The sequence below is a fragment of the Streptomyces sp. STAM6 genome (genome assembly GCF_054963715.1).
This window is the reverse complement of sequence record NZ_JBUEFZ010000023.1, coordinates 38101-60481: the sequence shown is the minus strand read 5'-3', so window position 1 is coordinate 60481 and position 22381 is coordinate 38101. Positions and strand designations below refer to the sequence as shown.

Here is a 22381-nt window from a genome sequence, read left to right as displayed (position 1 = left end):
CTACGGGGAAGGGTGCGTTCTGCGACGGCGGTGTGGAGAGTCCGTGGAGGCGGAGGCGGAAGTAGCGGCAGAGGCAGAGGCGGCCGGGGCGGGGGTGGACGTGGAGGCCCGGGGACTTGCGGTGTGGGTGGACGTGGAGGCAGGGGGACTTGCGGTGTGGGCTCTGGTGCGCAGCCGGGGACGGGCCGCGCCGACGGCCCTTCTGACCGGCCACTGCAGCAGCCCCTCCATCAGCCCGGCCGCCGGGCCCGACCCCCCGCGCGAGGGGACCGAGGGCAGCCGCACCACCGCGTCGATACCACCCCCCGCGGCCTCCTCCAGCGCGGCATGCCCGCCGCCGGCCACGGCGAGCCGCTGCACCAGTGCCAGACCGAGACCGGTGCCGCCGACCGGTGCGCCGGGAGCCCGCCAGAACCGGTCGAAGGCCCGGGCGCGCTGCTCGGGAGGCATCCCCGGCCCTTCGTCGATGACATGCAATTCCGCCCAGCCGGAGCGGAGTTCGCGGGCCGACCGGCGCGCCGGACGGGGGAGCCGGCGGTCCACCAGCACCACCGCACCGGGCCGGGACACACGCAGTGCGTTGGACAGCAGATTGTCCAGGATCTGTTCCACGGCGCCCGGTACGGCGAGTGCGTGACCCACGGTCTCGACCCCGAGCGCCAGCCGGCAGCCCCGCTCCTCGAACAGGGGAGCCCAGGTGTGGACGCGGTCGAGGGCGACACGGTCCAGGTCGACCGGTTCGCGGGCGACGGCCCGCTCGTCCAGGCGGGCCATGGCGAGCAGCCCCTCCACCATCCGGGCCAGCCTCTCCGTCTCGGTCATCGCGGCCGTGAGACCGGCCCTGGCGTGGTCGGCCACGTCCGGCTCCAGGTTGTCCAGCCTCAGCCGCAGCGCCGCCAGCGGTGTCTTGAGCTGGTGGGACGCCTCGCCGGCGAACGCCCGCTGGGACTCCACCACATGCTCCAGCCGTGCGGCCGTCTCGTTGAACGTGACCGCCAGCCTGCGCACCTCCGGCGGCCCCGTCGAGGTGGCCAGGGTCGCCCGGACCGACAGATCACCCTCCGCGAGACGGGCCGTGGCCCGCTCCAGTTCGAGAATGGGCCGGCTCGTCCAGCGGGCCAGGGCGAACGCCACCCCGGCCACCGCGGTCAGCGTGACCACACCGACCAGCGCCAGCGTCAGCCACACGCCGTGCACCCGGCGCCGCACCGGACCGGTGGAGAGCGTGACGCGTACGGCACCGAAGTACGAGGAGCCGAGCGGCACCGGGGCGGCGGCCGACAGTACACGCACACCGCCGCCCGCCCCGGTCAGTACGTCGATCGCGGCCTCTCCCCGCAACGCCGTCCGCACTTCCCGCCGGCCGGCCATGTCCCGGGCCTCGGCCGGCGACAGCGGGCGCGACCCGGCCCGGAGCCGGCCCTCCGCGTCGAAGACGAACACCTCCCCGCCCACCCGCCGGGCACAGTGTGCGACGCGCCGGTCGAGGGCTTCGGACCGGACCCCGGCCGGGGCGCTCTCGAACGAGACGGCCGCGAAGGCCGCGAGTTCGTCCGCCTCGTCCTCGGCGGTCCGGGTGACACGCTGCTCCTCGGACCGGCTGTAGAGGAAGCCCAGGGGTACCTCCAGACAGAGCAGGACCAGCAGGGCCAGTGTCAGATGGCTCAGCAGCAGGCGCCGGATCATGACGTCGCGGGGACGACGAGGCGGAATCCCACGCCCCGGACGGTGTGGATCCAGCCCGGGTCGCCCAGTTTGCGCCGCAGGGCCGCCACATGGACGTCGAGCGTCTTGGTCGGGCCGTGGAAGTGCGGGTCCCACACCTCGTCGATGATCTGCCGGCGGGAGTACACCGCACCCGGGTCCTCGGCGAGCAGGGCCAGCAGGTCGAACTCCTTGGGCGACAGGGCCACCAGGGCGTCCGCCACCCAGGCCTGGCGTGTACGCCGGTCCACCACGAGGGCGCCGAGCGCCTGCGGGCCGGCCGGCTGCCCTTCGTTGTGCGGTGGCCCGGAGGGCGCCGCCGCGGCCGGCGGGGGAGCGGTACGGCGGGTGACCGCACGGATCCGGGCAATGAGCTCCCGCATGCTGAAAGGTTTCGCCAGATAGTCGTCGGCCCCCATCTCCAGGCCCACGACCCGGTCCGCCTCCGCACCCCGGGCGGTCAGCATGATGATCGGAACGTCCGAGACCTGCCGGATGCGGCGGCAGACGTCGATGCCGTCCATGTCCGGCAGCCCGAGATCCAGCAGCACGATGTCCCCGAAGGACCGGTCGAGCGCGGCACCTCCGGTGGCGACGCGTTCCACGCCCAGGCCGTAACGGGAGAGCCCCTCGGCCAGTGGCTCGGCGATGGTGTCGTCGTCCTCGATGAGCAGCACCCGCATGCGTTGTGTTCCCGTCCTTCGGTCAACTCCCGTACAGGCCATGACAGATGGCCTCGTTCCGTACAACGGGGCCGGGGCTCGGGTCCGTTCAGGCGAGGCCTTGAGCGATAGCTCACAGCTCGTGGTGAAGTTCTGGTCGTTTCCTGGGCTCGCGCTCACCCTTCGCTGGCCTTCGCCTGGAAAACGCCTTCCTAGTGTCGTCGGCACGCTTCGCGGGCGCCGCTCCGTGCCGGGCCGCCCGCGACGACCCCCCAGGAGGACACCATGAAGGCCCTTCTCGACCACGCCCGTTCCTTCCACCAGCGGGTCGCGGGTGCCGAAGGCGACTACTACCGGCGCCTCGCCGACGGCCAGTCCCCACAGGCCCTCGTCATCAGCTGCTCCGACTCCCGCGTGGTGCCCGCGCTGATCACCGGAGCACGACCCGGCGAGATCTTCGAGCTCCGCAACGCCGGCAACATCGTTCCGCCACGCTGGGCCGGCGACGTGTCCGGAGAGGTGGCGACGATCGAGTACGCGCTGGAGGTCCTCGGCGTCCGGGACGTGGTGGTCTGCGGACACTCCCACTGCGGCGCGATGAACGCGCTCGCCTCCGGAGACGACCTGTCGTCCCTGCCGGGCGTCGACGCCTGGCTCTCGCTCGTCCGCGACTCACTGGTCGCCCGCCCGGACGCGGCCCACGAGGAGACCGGGGACGCACCGGCCCACACCGACGGCCTCGAACGGCTGGTACAGCTCAACGTGATGCACCAGCTGGCGACGCTGGGCACGTACCCCGTCGTCCGGCACCTCCTGGACACCGGCGAACTGCGGCTCCACGGCTGGTACTACCAGGTCGACACCGGTGTCCTGCACGAGCTGGCCGACGACGGCTCCTTCGCACCCCACTGATCCGCCCCACCCCGCCCGCGCCACCCCCCACTCCCGCGCGCCGCCCCACCCCGCCCGCGGCGGCGGGCGGCGGCGGGCGAGCGCAACGGATCCTCACGCCCCGGGCACCCGCGGCCCGGGCCGTCGGCAGAGACCAAGGAGTCCCCCCGCATGTCGTCCCCGCCCCTCACCCCGTCCCCCGCACCCTCCCACCCCCCGTCCGCGCCCGGCGAGGCAGTTTCCCGGGCCAAGGCGCCGAAGCAGCGCGCCCGGCACGCGCGCCCCGCCGGACGGTCCGCCTCCTCCGCGCCCGCCGCCCCCAGCCTCGCCGCCGAGCTGCGCGGCGCCCGTCTCGCCACGGAGATCACCGCCTCCTTCGTGGTCTTCCTGGTCGCCCTGCCGCTGTGCATCGGCGTCGCCGTGGCCTCCGGGGCACCCGCCGAACTGGGCATCGTGTCCGGCATCGTGGGCGGTCTCGTCGTCGGCCTGATGCGGGGAAGCGCGCTCCAGGTCAGCGGACCCGCCGCGGGGCTCGCGGCACTCGTCGCCGAAGCCGTGCTGGAACACGGCCTCGTCATGCTCGGCGTGATCGTCCTGGCCACCGGCATCCTCCAGATCGCCCTGGCCCTGATCCGGCTCGGCCGCATGTTCCAGGCGATCTCCGTCGCGGTGGTGCAGGGCATGCTCGCCGGCATCGGCCTCCCCCTGATGATCGGGCAGTCCTACGTCCTCGCCGACTCCAAGGCACCGGGCACCCCGGTGGAGAACCTCCTCGGGCTTCCGGCGCTGATCGGCTCCACCGCCGGTGACACCGGCGCGACGGTCGCCGCCGCGCTGGGAGCGGCCACCGTGGTCCTCAGCTTCCTGTGGAAGAAGGTGCCCGGGCCGGCTGCCAAGGTCCCGGCCGCGCTCGTCGCGGTCGTGCTGGGCATGGGCGTCGCCGCCCTGCCGGGCGTGGACATCAAGACACTCCAGGTCGGCGACCTCCTCGGCGCGGTCCATCTCCCCGGCCCCGAACAGTTCGCCGGTCTCGCGGACCCGGCGGTGATCGCCACCGTGCTCACCTTCACGGTGATCGCCTCCGCGGAGAGCCTGTTCACCGCCGCCGCCGTCGACCGCATGCACACCGGACCCCGCACCCGCTACAACACCGAACTGCTCTCCCAGGGCGTGGGCAACACCGTCTGCGGCGCGCTCGGCGCCCTGCCCATGACGGCCGTCGTGGCACGCAGCTCCGCCAATGTCCAGGCCGGTGCGCGGACCCGGCTCTCCCGCACCCTGCACGGCCTGTGGCTGCTCGCCTTCGCGCTCCTGCTGCCGGGCCTCCTCGCGCTCATCCCCATCACCGTCCTCGCCGGCGTCCTGGTCCACAGCGGCTGGAAGCTCTTCGCCCCCGAGCAGTTCTCCCGGCTCTGGAAGCAGGACCGCGGCGAAGCCGTCGTCATGGGGGTCACCACTCTCGCGATCTTCGTCACCGCCCTCCTCGAAGGCGTCCTCATCGGCCTCGCGGCGGGCATCCTGCTGGCCGTCCTGCGTATGTCCCGGACGACACTGCGGCATTCGAACGACGGGGAGACGGCCAAACTGACCATGACGGGCAGCGCCACCTTCGTCCGCCTCCCGCAGCTGCTGGAGGCGCTCGAAACCCTCGCCGCCGCGGGCACGCCCCGCATCCGGCTCGACCTGACGGCGACGACCCATCTGGACCACGCCTGCCGGACCCAGATCGACGAGTTCGTCGCCCAGCAGCGCAAGACCGGCACCATGCGCGTCGAACTGCTGCTCCCGACCGGGCGAGGGACCACCGGCCGACCGGACCAGGGCGCGTTTCGAAAGTAGCGTCGTCCGCCCGGAGGGCGGGGCCCCGGCCGGACGGGACTTTCGAAACACACCTTGGGCCCTGCATCGTTGGTGGCCGCTCCCTCCGCGTGTCGCGCACAGGGATGACTGAATGACCGTGAACACCCTTTTTGTCCCCTCGAGTGTCATTCCTTGAGCTGCCCGCCATGACCGTCGGCCGCTCGGGAACGGCGGCGGTGAACGCACCCTGCCCGCGGAACGCCCAAGGCCTGCGCGGCAGCTGTGTGTACGCCGTCGGCGGCGTCGCCACCGCCGAACCCCTCGGCACGGTCGAGGTCTTCAGCCCGGCGAGGAACGAGTGGCGGAAGCTCGCCCCGGTGCCGTCCGCACGGCGCGGCATGGGGGTCGCCTCGGGCCCCTGCCCGGCGCCCGCCACCGATCCCGGCCGCGTCACCACCTGTGTGTACGGCGTCGGCGGCTCGCTATCTGTCGCGACCCCGGCCGCCGCGACCCCGACCGTCGCCACCATGGAGGTGTTCACCCCCAACGGCAGCGCCTGGTCCGTCCTGCCCGCCCTGCCCAGGCCCTGCTTCGGCGTCGGCGCCACCGCCGCCCCCTGCACCGAGGACCTGAAGCGCAGCTGCCTGTACGCCGTCGGAGGCACGGCCGGCGGGCCCCCAGCGCCGACGTCACGTCCTTCGACGTCACGGGCGCGCGGACCACCCCGGCGAAGCCGCCCGCCGGAGGTGCCGCGAAGCCCTTCCCCACGGTGCGCTGACCCCGCGTCCCGGCAGCCGGCCGTGCCCGGGCGGGACTCCCGCCGGAAGTCCCGCCCCGCACCACGCCGACCCGCGTCAGGACCGACGACGCTGCCACGCGCGGGTGAACAGCACCGGCAGTGGAACGGACGGCACCGCCGCCATGTGTGACGTCGACCGGTGCTCCGCCGCCAGCGGAAGCAGCGAGAGCTTCGAGGCCTCGACGGGCAGGCGCGGCGGCTTGCGCTCCTGCCAGAGGCCCGGCGCGAAGAGGGTGCGCCCGGATCGGGGCCGGTCCGCGCGCACCACGAGGGCCGATGCGCCCAGTTCGGCCACGGCCGTCTTGAAGCGAGCCGGCTTCCAGTCCGTCCACGTCTTGACGTTGCGGTCCGTCGGATCCGGCAGGGCGAGAAGCATCAGATAGAGCGCCGCGGCGTCCTCACCCAGCCCGGTGGAAGCGGCGCACTCCTCGACCAGATGCGGCACCGATCGCGCGGGGTGCTGCTCCCAGCCCGGTTCCCGCCCCGCGTCCTTGGCCAGATGTTCCCCCAGCGCGGCGAAGTCGTCACTCAGCAGCAGCCGCAGATCCGCCACTCCGGGCAGTCCCCAGGGCCCCGGCAGCCACTGCGAGGGCAGGACGGAGTCGAGGTACGTGTCCAGCGAGTCCAGCAGCGGATCGTCGGCGCCCTTGAGCAGGGCGGGATCCACCCGCAGATGACGGATGTCGTACACCGCGTCCTCCGTCTCCGTGACCGCCGGGTGCGCGGTCAGGGCATCGGTCGACGGGGGAGCGCCCATCAGGTAGTTGCTCTGCAGGGAGAACACCGTGAGCGGCCCCGGTCCCGCGGCCAGCTCCTCGCGGAGCCGGGACATCGCCGCGCCGATCGCCGGGCGCTGAGGATCCCCGGCCGGGGTGCGGTGGGCGAACCAGGCGGTGAGCCTCGGCAGCGCGAGCAGCGGCGGCTCCGCCACCGGGCCCGGCCCGGTGGTGGTCAGACAGTCCGCACCGGCGGCGACGCGGCCGGTGAGCGCGTGCAGCCGCAGGGCCGGCCACCAGAACGCACGGTCGCGTTGCGTCCCGCGCGGCAGCGCGGCCTCCCCCGTCGGCGGTGCCGTCTCCTTGGTGAGAAGAGGAAGGAGGGCGGCGGGGACCGGGAGCGGGTCGCCCAGCTCGGTCACCCACCACGCCGCGGCGCGCTCCACATCGGGTCCCGTGCTCCACAGCTGCCCGGGGTCGTCCGGCAGCAGCTTGTCGTAGAGCGTCGCGAGCGCTTCAGGCCCGAGCACCGAGCGCAGGTCGGCCACGGCACGATCGGCCTCCTTCCTCGGGATGCCCCACGGACCGAGGTCGAAGGACCTGCTCTCACGGCGGTCGGCCTTCAGCCCCGTCACCTGGTGGGGCGCGGCGGGAACGTACGCCATGAGCAGTACGGTCGCCTCCGCGACCGAGAGGCCCAGCCGTTCGGCGAACGCGCGGGCGAGCTCCGGGCGGGCCGGCGGGAAGCCGTGGGTGGCGAACAGCTCGGCGAAGCGGGCGAACCAGTCTCCGGACCGCACCGGCTCCAGCACATACGCGCCGGTGAGCCTCGCTCCCGCGGCGGCCAGCGGACCCTCCTCGGGGAAGACCCCGTCGGGGGCGTACTCCCACAGCGTCCGGCGGTGCCGAAGCGCTCCGTGGTCCATCACGTACGCGGCCGACGTGGCCGTCCTGAAGAGCTGTCCGCCGACCGGGAGGCGGACATCGGGCCGGTCGTGGGGGAGGTCGCAGTGGACCACGCGCCAGCGGCCGGGCTCCCCGGTGACGAACGGATACCGCGCGTACGTCACCAGTGCCTCGGCCGCCCGCCGCCCGACCGCCGAGGCGCTCGTGGACGACGCGACGGTCAGGGCGAGAGCCGCGGCGTCGGCGTGGGTGGGCCGGAACCGGAAGGAGACGCGGCGATGGTCCAACTCGCCGCTCGGACGCGTCAGATCGCCCTCCCAGACGGGGGTGCCGGACGCGGCGAGCTCCCTCAGCCGGCGGCCCACCCGCGTCTCGTCGTCCTCCTGCGGCGCCTCGGGCACCGCCGGTGCCTCCGTCTCGTCCGGGCTGAGGCGCCGGACCAGCCGCTCCAGGCCCGCGCGGCAGTTGACCGCCACGACCAGGGCGTACGAGACCCGGTCCAGGTCCGCCGCCGACAGCTCCGGCAGGGCCTCGGCGATCGGCCGGTGATGGGGACCGGCGGATCGGTTGCTGACGCCGACGTATGCGGGCGTGAGCGAAGGCAGCAGCTCCTCCACCCGCGCGCGCGTGACACCCTCGGGCAGCTCGGCCATCAACAGCGGCATGACGTCCACCGCGGCGAACTCGGCCGCCGCGGCCGGGTCCTTGAGGAGCCGGTCCACCGCCTTGCCCGCGTGCACGAAACGGCCGAGCAGCAGGGCGAGCTCGCGCAGGTCCACGCCCGCGCGGAGCCGGGCGCGCTCACGGTCGCACCAGGAGCGCACCTCCTCGTGCCCGACGGGGTTGTCGAACAGTGCGGGCAGCTCGTGCCAGCCATTGGTCTGGTGCGGCTCGTACCAGCTGTTGGACGCCCGGTCCTGGACGGTCATGTCCAGTTCGGCGCGGAGCCGGGCACGCAGCTCGCGCGCGAAACGCTCGTCCGCCAGCAGGTGCTTCAGCTCGGGCCGGCGCGCGATGTGGAGGCTGTTCAGGTAGCACGGCCCGAGGAGCTCGGGCGGGTCCGCGACGGGGGCGCCGTGCTCCAGGAGGACGTCGATCAGGTCCAGCGGAGTCTTCCCCGCGACCCGCTCTCCCACGGTCCAGTAGCGGAACTCCACGGGCACCCCGTCCGCTGCCAGCTTCGGCGCCAGGCTTTCGGCCAGCTCGTACAGAACGGGCCAGGGGCCCGGCCGGTCGCTGGACTTCAGCACGCAGTCGGCCAGCCACGCCGCGGCCTCCCCGGGGGCCGCCCCCGGCGCCTCGCCGGTGAGCCGGGCCAACGCTCCCGTGCGCTCCAGCAGCTGCGGCCACACCTCCTGGCCCCCACGGAACCGGACCGGGCGCAGTGCCAGTACGTGCCGGACCGCCTCCGGCCCCTGATCGGCCAGGAGTTCCAGGGCCCGTCCCTTCAGACAGTCGGCCCAGAACTTGTCGTCGTACAGCGACGGCCCGCCGTCGGTGAGGACGCCCCGCAGCAGGACGGCGAGTTCTTCCTCCGGGTCCCGGCCGGCGGCCCTGGCGATCCTGCGGATGTCGGCGGGCAGTTGCGGATACACCTCCCGGGAAGCCCGGAAGCGGCGGAGTACCACGTCGCGGAAGCCGGAGAGATCCGACGCGGTCGCCTTCCCCGAGGTGGTCAGCTCACGTGCCCAGGCCCGCAGGACCGTGGCCGGCAGCGCGTCCTCCCCGGCGTAGCGCAGATAGCGCTCGCGCAGCCACGCCTTGTCGACCTTGCGGGCCTGAAGCCGTTCGGCCGCGCGGGCGCGACCGAACCAGGCGGCCGCCGTGGCCGGCTCCTCCCTCCGCAGGGCGAAGTCGGCCATCTCGTCCAGGAAGGTGATGAGCACGGCGGGCTCGGTGTCCTCCAGCCCCTTCAGCACACCGTCGACGTCCTTCTTGTAGGGGTGGCCCCAGTCGACGGTCTCCCTGGCCAGCGCCCGGAGCGTGGCGATCGTCGTCTCCTCCCGGCCGGGGTGGGCCGCGACGACCCGCTCGGGGAAGGGCAGAGCACCCTCCGAGAGGTCCGGTATGCGGGTGGAGAACAGGCTTTCCGGCTCCAGTCCCTCCGCGCGCATCAGCAGATCGCGGTACGGGACGACGTGTTCGGGCATCGGGAGGGCCATGGTGTGCCCGTCCCACCCGCTGTAGACGCGGACGAACAGGCCGCCCTCGCCCAGCTCCTCGGTGAGCCGGACACCCTCGGCCTCCAGGGCCTCGTGCCACCACGGGTCGGAGTCCGCCAGCGCGCGCGGCACGGCCGTCCCCGCCCCGGCCCACTCCCGTGCCCGGACACGGCAGGCGTCGCGGTGCTTGCGCAGTTCCCGGCGCGCGTCGAGCAGCGTGTCCAGATCCGGGGCCCCCACGATCCCGTCCGGGCAGGTCTTGAGGCGCCTTCCGCGCGGGTTGCGGTAGACGATGTCCAGATCGTCCGTCAGTTCCGCGGTGTAGCCGTTCTTTTCGACACGCCGGCCCATAGGTCGTTCTCCCCGTCGTGGTGATCGTTCGGGTCGACCCTACGGGCCGCCACTGACAGGCGGCCGGCCGGTCTCACTCGCCGATCCGCACCACCGCGAGGGTGATGTTGTCCGGGCCGCCGGCCTCGATGGCGGCCTTCCACAACTCGAAGGCCGCCCGGCCGTCGTCGTACACCCGCAGCAGGGCTGACAGTTCGTCGTCGGGCACCGGGTCGGTCAGCCCGTCGCTGCAGATCAGGAACCGGTCGCCGGTGCCCACAGCGGCGGTCGCCACATGCGGCAGCACCTCGGTGTACGCGGCGCTCCCGCCGAGCGTCTGCAGGACCGTGGACGTGGTGCGCCGCCCGGGCTCCGGAATCGGGCTGTCGTCCACACTCACCTGGTGCAGTTCGTCGCCCGAGGCGTCGTACACCTTGCTGTCGCCGACGTTGAACGCCACCACGGACTTCGCCAGGACGACGGCACCCGCGACCGTGGTGCCCATGGTGAACAGCTCGGGACTGCCGCCGGCGGCCGAGTACACCGCCCGGTTGCAGTGGTCCAGGGCGCCGACGACCGCCTCCTCGTCGTCCAGCACCGGGCCGAGTGCCGCCAGCCGGCGGACGACCAGGGCGCTCGCCACCTCACCGGCCGGCTGCCCGCCGAGGCCGTCGGCCACCGCGACGACGACGGGGGAGCCGAGCGGGAAGACCAGTGTCTGGGGGCTCTCGGTCACGGTGCCGCAGAGCGTCCACGGCCCGACGACGAGACTGTCCTCGTTGTGCTCGCGGACCAGTCCCACATGACTCAGCGCGGTCACGGCTACGTACGGCACCCGAATCGCCCCGCCTCTCCCGCTCCGGCAGGCATGCTCCTCACCCCCCATTGTCGCGCCGTGAGCGGAGGCGCACCCCGTGGCGGAGGCGCACCGTGGTGCCAGGACCGAAGAGCGGTGGGAAGGCGGTGGGACCCGTGCTGCCGACGGACGTGACCGCGCTGGCCGGCGAGCTGGCCCGGCGCGCCGATCCGCTGCGCCTGCGGCGTGACGTGGAGATCCTCGCCGACCGCCCGCGCAGCCGTACCCGCGCCCCGGAGGCCATGCGGCGGGCCGAGGCCCATGTGGTCCGCGAGCTGACGGCGGCCGGCTGGCGGACCGAGCGGCAGCCGTTCGACGTGCGCTGGCGGCTCGGCTCCACCGACCGCCGCGGCCACATGGCCCTGCCGCTCGAGTTCCGGCTGCACCCGAGGCTGACGGGGGCGAACCTGCAAGCCGAGCCGCCCGCGGGCCGCACCGCTCAGCCGCGCCCCGGTCCCACCGTGGTCGTCGGCGCCCACCTGGACACGGTCGACGGCAGCCCCGGCGCCGACGACAACGCCTCCGGAGTGGCTGCCCTGCTGGAGGTGGCGCGGCTCCTCGCCGCCCTGCCCCGGCCGCCCGAGGTGACCCTGATGGTCTTCGACATGGAGGAGCTGGGCCTGATCGGGGCCCGGGTCGCGGCCCGGCGGCTGCGCCGCACCCGGCGGGTGGCCGGCATGATCTGCCTGGAGTCGGTCGGCTTCTTCGCGACCGGCCCGGGAACACAGACGATGCCGATCGGCTTCGACACGGCGTTCCCCGCCGTGGCCGCCGAGGTCCGCTCGGCCGGCCTGCGGGGCGACTTCACCCTGGTGGTCCACCGGCGCTCCACGCAGGCCGCGGCGTCCGTGTGGTGCGCGGCGGCGCGGGCCGTGGACCTGCCGTGCGTCATGCTGCGCGACCCCCGTCCGGACGGGCCGCGGGGCGCGCTCCTCGGCCTCGCCGTCCCCCCGATGGCCCATCTGGACCGCAGTGATCACTCCGCCTTCTGGAACCTGGGCATTCCGGCGATGATGCTCACCGGTACGGCGAACTTCCGGAATCGCCACTACCACCGGCCCACCGACACCCCGGACACCCTCGACCACCCCCGGCTGACGGCGGTGGCGGTGGCGACCGCGGCCACCACCGCGTGCTGGCCGTCAGGCGCGTCCGCGGCTTCCGGAGGACACTGACCACGACAGCCCGGCCGGGAGTGTCCGGCACGTGGAGCCGCCCGGCCGGACGTGCGTCCACTCCCGGAGGTGAGCATGTTCGGATCGACGAAGGCGTTCAGCGGGTTCTCCGTGAACGACATCGAGGCCGCCAGGAAGTTCTACGGCGAGACACTCGGGATCAGGGTCTCCGAGGAGAACGGGATGCTGATCCTGCACATCGCCGGGGACCGGGACATCTTCGTCTACCCCAAGGACGATCACACCCCGGCCACCTTCACGATCCTGAACTTCCCCGTGGACGACATCGACGCCGCGGTCGACGAGCTCGGCGGGCGGGGGGTGCGCTTCGAGCGCTACGAGCAGTTCGAGGCCGACGAGAAGGGCATCGTCCGCGCCGAGGGCGGCCCCGAGATCGCGTGGTTCACCGATCCCGCCGGAAACATCCTGTCCGTTCTGAAAGAGCCCGAATAAATCTGTATAAACCCGGATGATGCGGGTCGGACTGGCTGCTCCGGTCCGAAACGTAGCAGCATGGGGTAAAGGCAATGAACAGCGGCCCTTGCCGGCGGCCAGCCGCGCGCGGAGGCGGTGCACGCTTTGACCGGGCAGATCTTTGCGTCCTGTGGGGTAGAGCTTGCCGCTGTCTACGTGCTGACGGAGAGCGGGAACGAACTCCACCTGGCCGAGGTCGTCGGTGACGCCGGAGCGCCGTACGGAATGCCCTCGGCGTACGCCCTGGCGGGACGCTCACCGGTCGCCGACGCCTGTCGCGAGGGCCGGCCCCTGTGGCTGAGCGCCAAGGAGCTCGCCCCCTACGGCGTGGGCGGCCCCGGCGGCGCCATCGAGGTACTGGACCGCACGGGCCGGTCCGACGGTATTTCGCTGGGCGCGCTGCCGCTCGGTGGCGAGGCTCGGCTGCTCGGCTGTCTGCTGGTGGTGCGGAACGCCTCGGACGGCTTCGCCGACGACCACCGCGCGCTGCTGGAGCTCTACGCCGACCAGGCGGCCGCGGGCCTCGAGGCCGTCGCGGCCCGGGTCTCCGTCCGTACGGAGACGGTCGGCCGCCCCGGCCCGACCCTGCTGCCGCGCCGCGGCGGCGCCTTCGTCCTCACCCTCGCGACCGGGCACATGGACGTCGACGCCCCGGTACTCGATCTGCTCGGCATCCCCCCGGAGGCGTTCGACGGGCAGGTGGAGAGCCTGCTGGCATGCGCCGTCCCCGACGACATCGCCGCGCTGATGTCGGTCGTCGAGCCGGACCGGCGGGCCACCGACCAGCAACTGGCCTTCCGGGTCCGGCGGCCGGGCGGCGAGCTGCGCTGGCTGGGGCTGCGGTGCCGGGTCCTGACCGGAGCCGACGGCCGGCCGGAGCGCATGCTGGGCGTGGTGGGCGACGCCTCGTACCTGCGGCCCAGCGCCGACGAGGTGTCCCTCGTGCAGCGGCTGTCGGCCTCCCTGGCGGGCGCGACCACCATCCGGGACGTCAGCCGGGTCGTCGTCACCTCGCTGCGCGAACCGCTGAAGGCCAGCAGGGTGGCCGTCGCCGAACTGGAGGGCGACCGGCTGGTGGTCACCGTCCTCGACCCGCCCGACCCCGACGACTGGCCCGAGTCGTGGCGCTCGGAATGGCGCTCGGAGTGGCCCGACGCCTCCAGCCACACCCTGCCCACGCTGGAGAGCGCCGTGCGCGAGGGCCATGTGAGCCTGTGGCCGCCGGGCGCCGAACTCGAACCCGGCCTCACCGGCATCGGCCCCGGCGGCCTCGCCGTGCTGCCGCTGCCCGCCGACGGCCGCATGGTCGGGGTGTGCATCGTCGGATGGGACACCGACCACCGGTTCGGGCCGGAGGAGCGTTCTCTGCTGACCGCGACGGCCGGCCTGGTCGGCCAGGCCCTGATGCGCGCCCACGCGCTGGACGCCGGGCACGAGCTCGCCACGATGCTGCAGCGCAGCCTGCTTCCCCGCAAGCTGCCGGAGCTGCCCGGCGGCGTGGCCGTGGCCCGCTATCTGCCCGCGACCGTCGGCCTGGAGGTCGGCGGCGACTGGTACGACGTCATCCCGCTGTCCGACGGCCATGTGGCGCTGGTCATCGGCGACGTCCAGGGGCACAGCGCCGGAGCCGCCACGATCATGGGCCAGATGCGTACGGCGATCCGCGCCTACGCCGTGGAGGGCCACCCGCCGGATGTCGTCGTCGCGCACGCCAACCGGCTGCTCGTCGGAATGGAGACCGATCTCTTCGCCACCTGCAGCTATGTGGATCTGGACATGGAGGAGGGGCTCGCCTGGATCGTCCGGGCCGGGCACCTGCCGCCGCTGCTGCGGCTTCCCGACGGGACCACCGAGGAGACGGAGGTCGAGGGCGGGCCACCGCTCGGCGTCATGGCCGACGCGGAGTACCCGATGACCGAGATCGGGCTCGCCCCCGGCACCCTGATCACGCTGCTCACGGACGGGCTGGTGGAATCGGCCGGACTGCGCCTGGAGGACGGTCTGCGCGCCGTGCGCGACGTGCTCGGCGCCACCGACGTGGCCGACCCCGGCCGGGTCGCCGACGAGCTCGTGGCGAGTCCGCGCCGGCGCGAGGACGACGTGGCGGTGCTGCTGATGCGCTACGACGGCATGCGGGTACGTCCGATCCGGGCCAGGTGGGCCGTGTGGCGGCTCCCGGACGCCGTCATGCACGCGCGCCGCTTCACCGGGCGCACCCTGCGCTCCTGGGGAGTGGTCGACGAGCTCGACGTCGCCCTGCTGGTCGTCTCCGAGCTCGTCACCAACGCCATCGCGCACACCCAGGGCGAGGTGCGGCTCGATCTGACGCTGGCGGGCGACCGGTTGCGGATCGCCGTCAACGACGCGTCCCCCCGCACCCCGGTCAAGGCGGGCAGCGTGGACTGGGAGGCGACCGGCGGGCGGGGGCTCCTCCTCGTCGAGGCGATGTGCGCGTCCTGGGGATCGGTGCCGCTCAGCGGCGGCAAGCAGGTGTGGGGCGAGGTGGCCCTCTCCCCGCGCGAGCAGCTCGGCGACGCCGGGAGGCGAGAGAGATGAACACACGACCGCGCCGGACCGCCGCCCTGCTCACCGCGCTGGTCCTGGCCTCGGGCCTGGCCGCCTGCGGCAAGGCCGCCCAGGTCGAGGAGTCGGACGGGCAGGCGGTCGGCAACGGCCTCGGGATCGGTCTGCTGCTCCCGGACAACACCGAGCGGATGGACAAGTTCGACCGGCCCCTGATCGAGCGGCGGATCGCCGAGCTGTGCCCGGGGTGCACCGTCGAGTTCGCCAGTGCGCAGCACGACGTGGCGACGCAGCAGCAACAGGTCGACGCCATGATCACCAAGGGGGTCCGGGTGATGATCCTGGACTCCGTCGACTCGCGTTCGCTGCGCTCGTCGGTCGAGCGGGCCCGGGCGGCGGGTATCGACGTCGTGGCGTACGACCGGCTCGTGGAGGGGCCGATCTCGGGATACGTCTCCTTCGACGGCGAACGCGTCGGCCGGCTCCAGGGCGACGCGCTGCTGGCCGCGCTCGGGGACAAGGCCCGCGGTGGCCAGATCGTCATGATGAACGGTGCCGCGACGGACCCGAACTCGGCCTGGTTCAAGCAGGGAGCGCTGGCCGCCCTCGAAGGCAAGGTGAAGATCGGAAAGGCCTACGACACGGCCGGATGGCGGCCCGTGAACGCGCACATCAACATGGCCGGCGCCATCGCCGCCCTGGGCGCCGAGAACATCGACGGCGTCTACTCCGCCAACGACGGCCTCGCCTCCGGCATCATCTCGGCCCTCAAGTCGGCCAAGATCACCCCGCTGCCTCCCGTCACCGGGCAGGACGCCGAGCTCGCCGGAGTGCAGCGGATCGTCGCCGGCGACCAGTACATGAGCGTCTACAAGCCGTTCCACCTGGAGGCGGACGCCGCCGCCCGGATGGCCGTCGCCCTGGTCCGCGGCGAGCCCGTGACCTCCGTCGCCACCAGCAGGGTGAACAGCGCCACGACCCGGAACATCCCCTCGGTCCTGCTCACGCCGATCGCCGTAACCGCCGACAACATCAGGGAGACCGTCGTGAAGGACGGTATGTACACGATCGCCCAGATCTGTACGCCGAAGTTCGCGGACGCCTGCAAGAAGGCGGGTCTCATCCCCTAGGCGGAGTGCCGCGCCGCGTCAGTCACGTTCGTCCGCCGTCCGCGGCGAAGGAGGAGCAGATGGTCCACACGTCAGCACCACCCCTGCTGGCGCTACGGGGAGTGTCCAAACGGTTCGGCGCCGTACAGGCGCTCGCGGACATCGAACTGGAGATCCGTGCCGGTGAGGTCGTCGCCCTGGTGGGGGACAACGGCGCCGGCAAGTCCACTCTGGTCAAGGTGATCGCGGGGGTGGACCCCGCGGACCGCGGCGTGATCGAGTGGGAGGGCCGGCCCGTCCACATCGGGCGCCCCCACGACGCCCAGAACCTCGGCATCGCGACCGTCTACCAGGACCTGGCGCTCTGCGACAACCTCGACGTCGTCGGCAACCTCTTCCTCGGCCGTGAGATCAACAGGATCGGCATCCTGGACGAGGTGGAGATGGAGCGCCGCACCCTCGGACTGCTCGAAACCTTCGCCATCCGCATGCCCAGTGTCCGGGTCCCCGTGGCCTCACTGTCCGGCGGGCAGCGGCAGACCGTCGCCATCTCCCGCTCGGTCCTCGGCGAACCGAAACTCGTCCTCCTCGACGAACCCACCGCCGCGCTCGGCATCGAGCAGACCGCCCAAGTGCTGGACATGGTGGACAAGTTGCGCGAGAGAGGCCTCGGGGTCCTCCTCATCAGCCACAACATGGGCGACGTCAAGGCCGTCGCCGACTGGATCGCCGTACTGCGGCTCGGCCGGAACAACGGGTTCTTCGACGTGACGACCACCTCCCACGAGCAGATCATCTCCTCCATCACCGGGGCCACGGACAATGCCGTGACCCGCCGTGCGTCCCGGGAGTGGGAGGCGGATCTGTGACCACGACCAAGCCGTCCGGGTCACGACCCGCGGGCGGATGGCCGCGGCCCGGCCGCCTTGCCGAGGCCGTCGAGGACCGGCTCCGCAGCGGCGAACTCGGCTCCCTGCCCGTCCTGCTCAGCCTCGTGTCGATCTGGATCATCTTCGCCGCCCTCAACGAGAACTTCCTGTCGCCGCGCAACCTGTCCAATCTCAGCGTCGACATCGTCGGCACCGGACTCATGGCGGTCGGTATCGTCTTCGTGCTGCTCCTGGGCGAGATCGATCTGTCGGTCGGCTCGGTGAGCGGACTTGCCGCCGCCGTGTTCGCCGTGCTCAACGTCCAGCAGGGCATGGGGGAGGGGACAGCCGTGCTGATGGCCGTCGCCGTGGGCACGGCCACCGGCGCCCTGCACGGGTTCTTCTTCGCGGGAGTCGGCGTGCCCTCGTTCGTCGTCACCCTGGCCGGCCTGCTCGGCTGGAACGGCCTGATGCTCTACGTCCTCGGCTCCAGCGGCACGATCAATCTCGACGGAGAGGGCCTGGTCGCCCAGTTGACCGGCTATTACTTCAATGACGTCGCCGTCGCCTACGGGGTCGCGGCGCTCGGCACCGCCGGCTACTTCCTCGCCTCCTGGCAGGACATGCGCCGCCGCAGGAATGCGGGCGTGCCGTCGCGGACGCCGGCCGAGATGACCGCGCGTACGGCCGCGCTGGGCGTGATCGCCTTCGCCGCGGCGTTCGTGCTGAACCAATTCCAGGGCATGCCCCTCGCCCTGCTCCTCTTCATCGTCGTCCTCGTCGCGCTCGACTACGTCCTCCGCCGCACCACCTACGGCAGGATGATCTTCGCGCTCGGCGGTGGTGTCGAGGCCGCCCGGCGGGCCGGCCTCGACGTCACCCGGGTCCGCATCTCGGTGTTCATGGTGTCCGGCACCATGGCGGCGGTCGGCGGTCTCTTCCTCGCCTCCCGCGTCACCTCCGCCAGCCAGGCGTCCGGCTCCGGGAACCTGCTCATGGAGGCCATCGCCGCGGCGGTCATCGGCGGCACCAGCCTGTTCGGCGGCCGCGGCACGGTCTGGTCCGCGCTGCTCGGTGTCCTCGTCATCCAGTCGATCGCCTCCGGCGTCGCCCTGCTGGGTATCCAGGGGGCCGTCCAGTTCATGATCACTGGAGGGGTGCTCCTGGTGGCCGTCGTCATCGACTCCCTCTCGCGGCGCGCCCAGAAGGCACACGGTCGCGTCTGAACGGATGCGTCCGGACATGCCCGCTCTCGTACGGGCCGGTGATCCTCCCAGAGAGGGCAAGGTCACAGCCGTCCCCTCTGCTGCTCATCCGTACGCCTGGCCTAGCATCCGAGCATGACGGTTCTGCCCCAAGACGGCCTTCCGCTGGCCGCCGAATTCCCGGACGCGACCCACGAGGAGTGGCAGCGCCTCGTGGCCGGTGTGCTGCGCAAATCCGGCAAGGACGTGTCCGGCGCGGCGGCCGAGGAGGCGCTGGCGACCCCGCTCGAAGACGGGCTCGTCGCCCACCCCCTCTACACCGCGCGGGACACCGCCCCCGCCGCCGGATACCCCGGCTTCGCCCCGTTCGTACGGGGCGGCAGGCCGGTCGGCGGCTGGGACGTACGGCAGCGGCACGAGCACCCGGACCCCGAGCGCGCCAACGAGGCGGTCCTCGCCGACCTGGAGAACGGCGTCACCTCGCTGTGGCTGACCGTCGGCGGCGCCGGAGTGCCCGTCACCGGCCTGGCCCGGGCCCTGGACAAGGTCTACCTCGACCTGGCGCCCGTCGTGCTCGACGCCGGCCCCGAAACCGCCTCCGCCGCCGCCCGGTTGCTCCGGCTGTACGACGAGCGGGGCGTGGCCCGCGATGCGGCCCGCGGCAACCTGGGTGCGGACCCGCTCGGCCACACCGCCCGCACCGGCGAGGACCCGGCGGGCGTGGACGACGCCATGGCCCTGGCCCGGCGCTGCCACGAGGAGTACCCGGGGCTGCGCGCCCTCACCGTCGACGCCCTGCCCTACCACGAGGCCGGCGCTTCCGCCGCGCAGGAGCTCGGCTGCTCCCTGGCCACCGGCGTCGCCTACCTGCGCCTGCTGACCGCGGCCGGCCTGCCCGTCGAAGCGGCCTGCCGTCAACTGGAGTTCCGCTACTCGGCCACCGCCGACCAGTTCCTCACCATCGCCAAGCTCCGCGCCGCCCGCCGCCTGTGGGCCCGGGTCACCGAAGCCTGCGGGGCCCCCGACGCGGGCGGCCAGCGCCAGCACGCCGTCACCTCGCCGGTGATGATGACCCGGCGCGACCCGTACGTGAACATGCTGCGCACGACGATCGCCACCCTCGGCGCGGGCGTCGGCGGCGCCGACGCCGTGACGGTCCTGCCCTTCGACCAGGAGATCGGCCGGCCGGACGCCTTCGCCCGCCGCATCGCCCGCAACACCTCCTCCATCCTGCTGGAGGAGTCGCACCTCGGCCGGGTCGCCGACCCGGCGGGCGGCTCCTGGTACGTGGAGCGGCTGACGCACGAACTCGCCGATGCCGCCTGGGCGTTCTTCCAGGAACTCGAGGCCGCCGGCGGCCAGGAGACGGCGTTGCGCTCCGGCCTGGTCGGTGACCGCGTCGCGGCCACCTGGCAGGCGCGCAGGAAGCACCTCGCCAAGCGCCGCGAACCCGTCACCGGCGTCAGCGAGTTCCCCCACCTCGCCGAGAAGCCCGTCGAGCGCGAACCGTGGGACAGCGCCCCCCGGGGCGGGGGCCTGCCGCGGGTGCGCCGGGACGAGGCGTACGAGGAACTGCGCACACGGTCCGACGCCCATCTGGCCGCCACCGGTGCCCGGCCCCGCGTCTTCCTCGCCGCACTCGGCCCGGCCTCCGCCCACACCGCCCGGCTCGCCTTCGCCTCCAACCTGTTCCAGGCGGGCGGCGTCGAACCGGTGAACGAGCCCCTTCCCGCCGGGGACCGGAGCCCCGCCGACGCGGCCGCCGAAGCCTTCCGGGCCAGTGGCGCGACCGTCGCCTGCCTGTGCTCCAGCGACGCCCTGTACGAGGAGCAGGCCGCCGAGGTCGCCGCGGCCCTCAGGGAGGCGGGCGCCGAGCGGGTGTTCCTCGCGGGCAGGCCCGCCGACCACCCCGGCGTCGACGAGTACGTCTTCGCGGGCTGCGACGCGGTCGCCGTCCTGTCCTCCGTTCTCGACCGCATGGGAGTGGCGGCGTGATGCAGATTCCCGACTTCTCGCAGGTCCCCCTGGACTCCGGCGTGCCCGCCGAGGCCACGGAGGAGCAGTGGCGGGCCGCCGTCAAGGAAGCCACCGGCAGCAGCGCCGACGACCTGCTCTGGGAGACCCCCGAGGGCATCGGCGTCAAGCCGCTCTACACCGGCAGCGACCTGGAGGGCCTGGACTTCCTGGGCACCTACCCCGGCGTCGCGCCCTATCTGCGCGGGCCCTACCCGACGATGTACGTCAACCAGCCGTGGACGATCCGGCAGTACGCGGGTTTCTCCACCGCCGAGGAGTCCAACGCCTTCTACCGGCGCAACCTCGCCGCCGGCCAGAAGGGCCTGTCCGTCGCCTTCGACCTGCCCACGCACCGCGGTTACGACAGCGACCACCCGCGCGTCACCGGCGACGTCGGCATGGCCGGCGTCGCGATCGACTCCATCTACGACATGCGTCAGCTCTTCGACGGCATCCCGCTGGACCGGATGACCGTGTCGATGACCATGAACGGCGCCGTCCTGCCCGTGCTCGCCCTCTACATCGTGGCGGCCGAGGAGCAGGGCGTACCGCCCGAGAAGCTCGCGGGGACCATCCAGAACGACATCCTCAAGGAGTTCATGGTCCGCAACACCTACATCTATCCGCCGAAGCCCTCGATGCGGATCATCTCCGACATCTTCGCGTACACCTCGCAGAAGATGCCGCGCTACAACTCCATCTCCATCTCCGGCTACCACATCCAGGAAGCCGGCGCGACGGCCGACCTGGAGCTCGCCTACACCCTCGCCGACGGCGTGGAGTACCTGCGGGCCGGCCGGGACGCGGGCCTCGACGTGGACGCCTTCGCGCCCCGCCTCTCCTTCTTCTGGGCGATCGGCATGAACTTCTTCATGGAGATCGCCAAGATGCGCGCGGCCCGGCTGCTGTGGGCCAAGCTGGTCAAGCAGTTCGACCCGAAGAACGCCAAGTCCCTGTCACTGCGGACCCATTCACAGACCTCCGGGTGGTCCCTCACCGCGCAGGACGTCTTCAACAACGTCACACGCACCTGCGTCGAGGCGATGGCCGCGACCCAGGGCCACACCCAGTCGCTGCACACCAACGCCCTCGACGAGGCGCTCGCCCTGCCGACCGACTTCTCCGCCCGCATCGCCCGCAACACCCAGCTGGTCCTCCAGCAGGAGTCGGGCACCTGCCGGGTCATCGACCCGTGGGGCGGCAGCGCCTACGTCGAGCGCCTCACCTACGACCTGGCCCGCCGCGCCTGGCAGCACATCCAGGAGGTCGAGGCGGCCGGCGGCATGGCGCAGGCCATCGACGCGGGCATCCCCAAGCTGCGCGTCGAGGAGGCCGCCGCCCGCACCCAGGCCCGGATCGACTCCGGCCGCCAGCCGGTCATCGGCGTCAACAAGTACCGGGTCGAGAACGACGAGCAGATCGACGTCCTCAAGGTCGACAACTCCTCCGTGCGCGCCCAGCAGATCGCCAAGCTGCGCAGACTGCGCGAGGAGCGCGACGAGACCGCGACGCAGGACGCGCTGCGGGCGCTGACCGAGGCCGCCGGGCGCGGCCCGGGCCCCGGCCTGGACGGCAACCTGCTCGCGCTCGCGGTGAACGCCGCCCGGGCCAAGGCCACCGTCGGTGAGATCTCCGACGCCCTGGAGAAGGTGTACGGGCGGCACGCCGGACAGATCCGTACCATCGCCGGTGTCTACCGCAACGAGGCAGGAGAGTCCCCTTCCGTGGAACGCACCCGCTCCCTGGTCGACCGCTTCGAGGAGGCGGAGGGCCGCCGCCCGCGCATCCTGGTCGCCAAGATGGGCCAGGACGGGCACGACCGCGGCCAGAAGGTGATCGCCACCGCCTTCGCCGACCTGGGCTTCGACGTCGACGTCGGCCCCTTGTTCCAGACGCCGGCCGAGGTGGCCCGCCAGGCGGTCGAGGCGGACGTCCACATCGTCGGCGTGTCCTCCCTGGCCGCCGGGCACCTCACCCTCGTACCGGCACTCCGTGAGGAGCTGGCCGCCGAGGGCCGGGAGGACATCATGATCGTCGTCGGCGGTGTGATCCCGCCGCAGGACGTGCCGACCCTCCTGGACATGGGCGCGGCGGCGGTCTTCCCGCCCGGCACGGTCATCCCCGACGCGGCGTACGACCTGGTGACGCGGCTCGGCGCGGCACTGGGCCACGACGAGCTGTAGC

Annotated in this window: 15 protein-coding genes; 11 read left to right on the top strand and 4 right to left on the bottom strand. The window is 72.8% G+C overall.

Annotation, left to right across the window (positions count from 1 at the left end; genetic code table 11):
* Together ACY34K_RS23775 and ACY34K_RS23770 are read right to left on the bottom strand one after the other, a co-directional pair.
* Window positions 1-1686, bottom strand: a complete 1686-nt coding sequence (locus ACY34K_RS23775) for a sensor histidine kinase (protein ID WP_462750394.1) — start codon at window positions 1684-1686, stop codon at window positions 1-3.
* Window positions 1683-2387: a response regulator transcription factor gene (locus ACY34K_RS23770; RefSeq protein ID WP_462750392.1), complete on the bottom strand. Its 705-nt coding sequence runs from the start codon at window positions 2385-2387 to the stop codon at window positions 1683-1685. The genes ACY34K_RS23775 and ACY34K_RS23770 overlap by 4 nt, the downstream gene beginning before the upstream one ends.
* Window positions 2388-2651: 264 nt before the next feature.
* Here ACY34K_RS23770 and ACY34K_RS23765 point away from each other — a divergent pair, with 264 nt between their 5' ends.
* The 3 genes from ACY34K_RS23765 (at window position 2652) to ACY34K_RS23755 (ending at window position 5986) form a co-directional block, all read left to right on the top strand.
* Window positions 2652-3278, top strand: coding sequence for a carbonic anhydrase (locus ACY34K_RS23765; RefSeq protein WP_462750390.1), 627 nt, complete (start codon window positions 2652-2654; stop codon window positions 3276-3278).
* Between the two features lie 150 nt (window positions 3279-3428).
* Window positions 3429-5096 (top strand): SulP family inorganic anion transporter, encoded by a 1668-nt coding sequence (locus ACY34K_RS23760; protein ID WP_462750388.1) that lies wholly within the window; start codon window positions 3429-3431, stop codon window positions 5094-5096.
* A 167-nt stretch (window positions 5097-5263) separates the two neighbouring features.
* Window positions 5264-5986, top strand: a complete 723-nt coding sequence (locus ACY34K_RS23755) for a Kelch repeat-containing protein (protein WP_462750386.1) — start codon at window positions 5264-5266, stop codon at window positions 5984-5986.
* Here the strand turns inward: ACY34K_RS23755 and ACY34K_RS23750 are convergent.
* A complete protein-coding gene (locus ACY34K_RS23750; RefSeq protein ID WP_462750384.1) occupies window positions 5912-9991 on the bottom strand; it encodes a hypothetical protein in 4080 nt (1359 codons plus the stop codon). The two genes, ACY34K_RS23755 and ACY34K_RS23750, sit on opposite strands and share 75 nt — an antisense overlap.
* 73 nt (window positions 9992-10064) lie before the next feature.
* Window positions 10065-10805, bottom strand: a complete 741-nt coding sequence (locus ACY34K_RS23745; RefSeq protein ID WP_462750382.1) for a PP2C family protein-serine/threonine phosphatase — start codon at window positions 10803-10805, stop codon at window positions 10065-10067.
* A 137-nt stretch (window positions 10806-10942) separates the two neighbouring features.
* Here ACY34K_RS23745 and ACY34K_RS23740 point away from each other — a divergent pair, with 137 nt between their 5' ends.
* The 8 genes from ACY34K_RS23740 (at window position 10943) to scpA (ending at window position 22380) form a co-directional block, all read left to right on the top strand.
* Window positions 10943-12001: a M28 family peptidase gene (locus tag ACY34K_RS23740; RefSeq protein WP_462750380.1), complete on the top strand. Its 1059-nt coding sequence runs from the start codon at window positions 10943-10945 to the stop codon at window positions 11999-12001.
* Window positions 12002-12076: 75 nt separating this feature from the next.
* On the top strand, window positions 12077-12454 hold the full coding sequence (locus tag ACY34K_RS23735; RefSeq protein WP_462750378.1) for a VOC family protein: 378 nt from the start codon (window positions 12077-12079) through the stop codon (window positions 12452-12454).
* Between the two features lie 126 nt (window positions 12455-12580).
* Window positions 12581-15031, top strand: a complete 2451-nt coding sequence (locus ACY34K_RS23730) for a SpoIIE family protein phosphatase (protein ID WP_462750376.1) — start codon at window positions 12581-12583, stop codon at window positions 15029-15031.
* Window positions 15028-16128 carry a sugar ABC transporter substrate-binding protein gene (locus ACY34K_RS23725; RefSeq protein WP_462750374.1) on the top strand — a complete coding sequence of 367 codons (1101 nt, stop codon included), beginning with the start codon at window positions 15028-15030 and terminating at the stop codon, window positions 16126-16128. Before ACY34K_RS23730 ends, ACY34K_RS23725 begins: the two co-directional genes overlap by 4 nt.
* 59 nt (window positions 16129-16187) lie before the next feature.
* Entirely contained in the window at window positions 16188-16976 is a 789-nt protein-coding gene (locus tag ACY34K_RS23720) for an ATP-binding cassette domain-containing protein (protein WP_462750372.1), read from the top strand.
* Window positions 16973-18202 carry a sugar ABC transporter permease gene (locus ACY34K_RS23715; RefSeq protein ID WP_462750370.1) on the top strand — a complete coding sequence of 410 codons (1230 nt, stop codon included), beginning with the start codon at window positions 16973-16975 and terminating at the stop codon, window positions 18200-18202. Before ACY34K_RS23720 ends, ACY34K_RS23715 begins: the two co-directional genes overlap by 4 nt.
* 114 nt (window positions 18203-18316) lie before the next feature.
* Window positions 18317-20176, top strand: a complete 1860-nt coding sequence (locus ACY34K_RS23710) for a methylmalonyl-CoA mutase family protein (protein ID WP_462750368.1) — start codon at window positions 18317-18319, stop codon at window positions 20174-20176.
* On the top strand, window positions 20176-22380 hold the full coding sequence (gene scpA, locus ACY34K_RS23705; RefSeq protein ID WP_462750490.1) for a methylmalonyl-CoA mutase: 2205 nt from the start codon (window positions 20176-20178) through the stop codon (window positions 22378-22380). Before ACY34K_RS23710 ends, scpA begins: the two co-directional genes overlap by 1 nt.
* Window position 22381 lies beyond the last annotated feature (1 nt).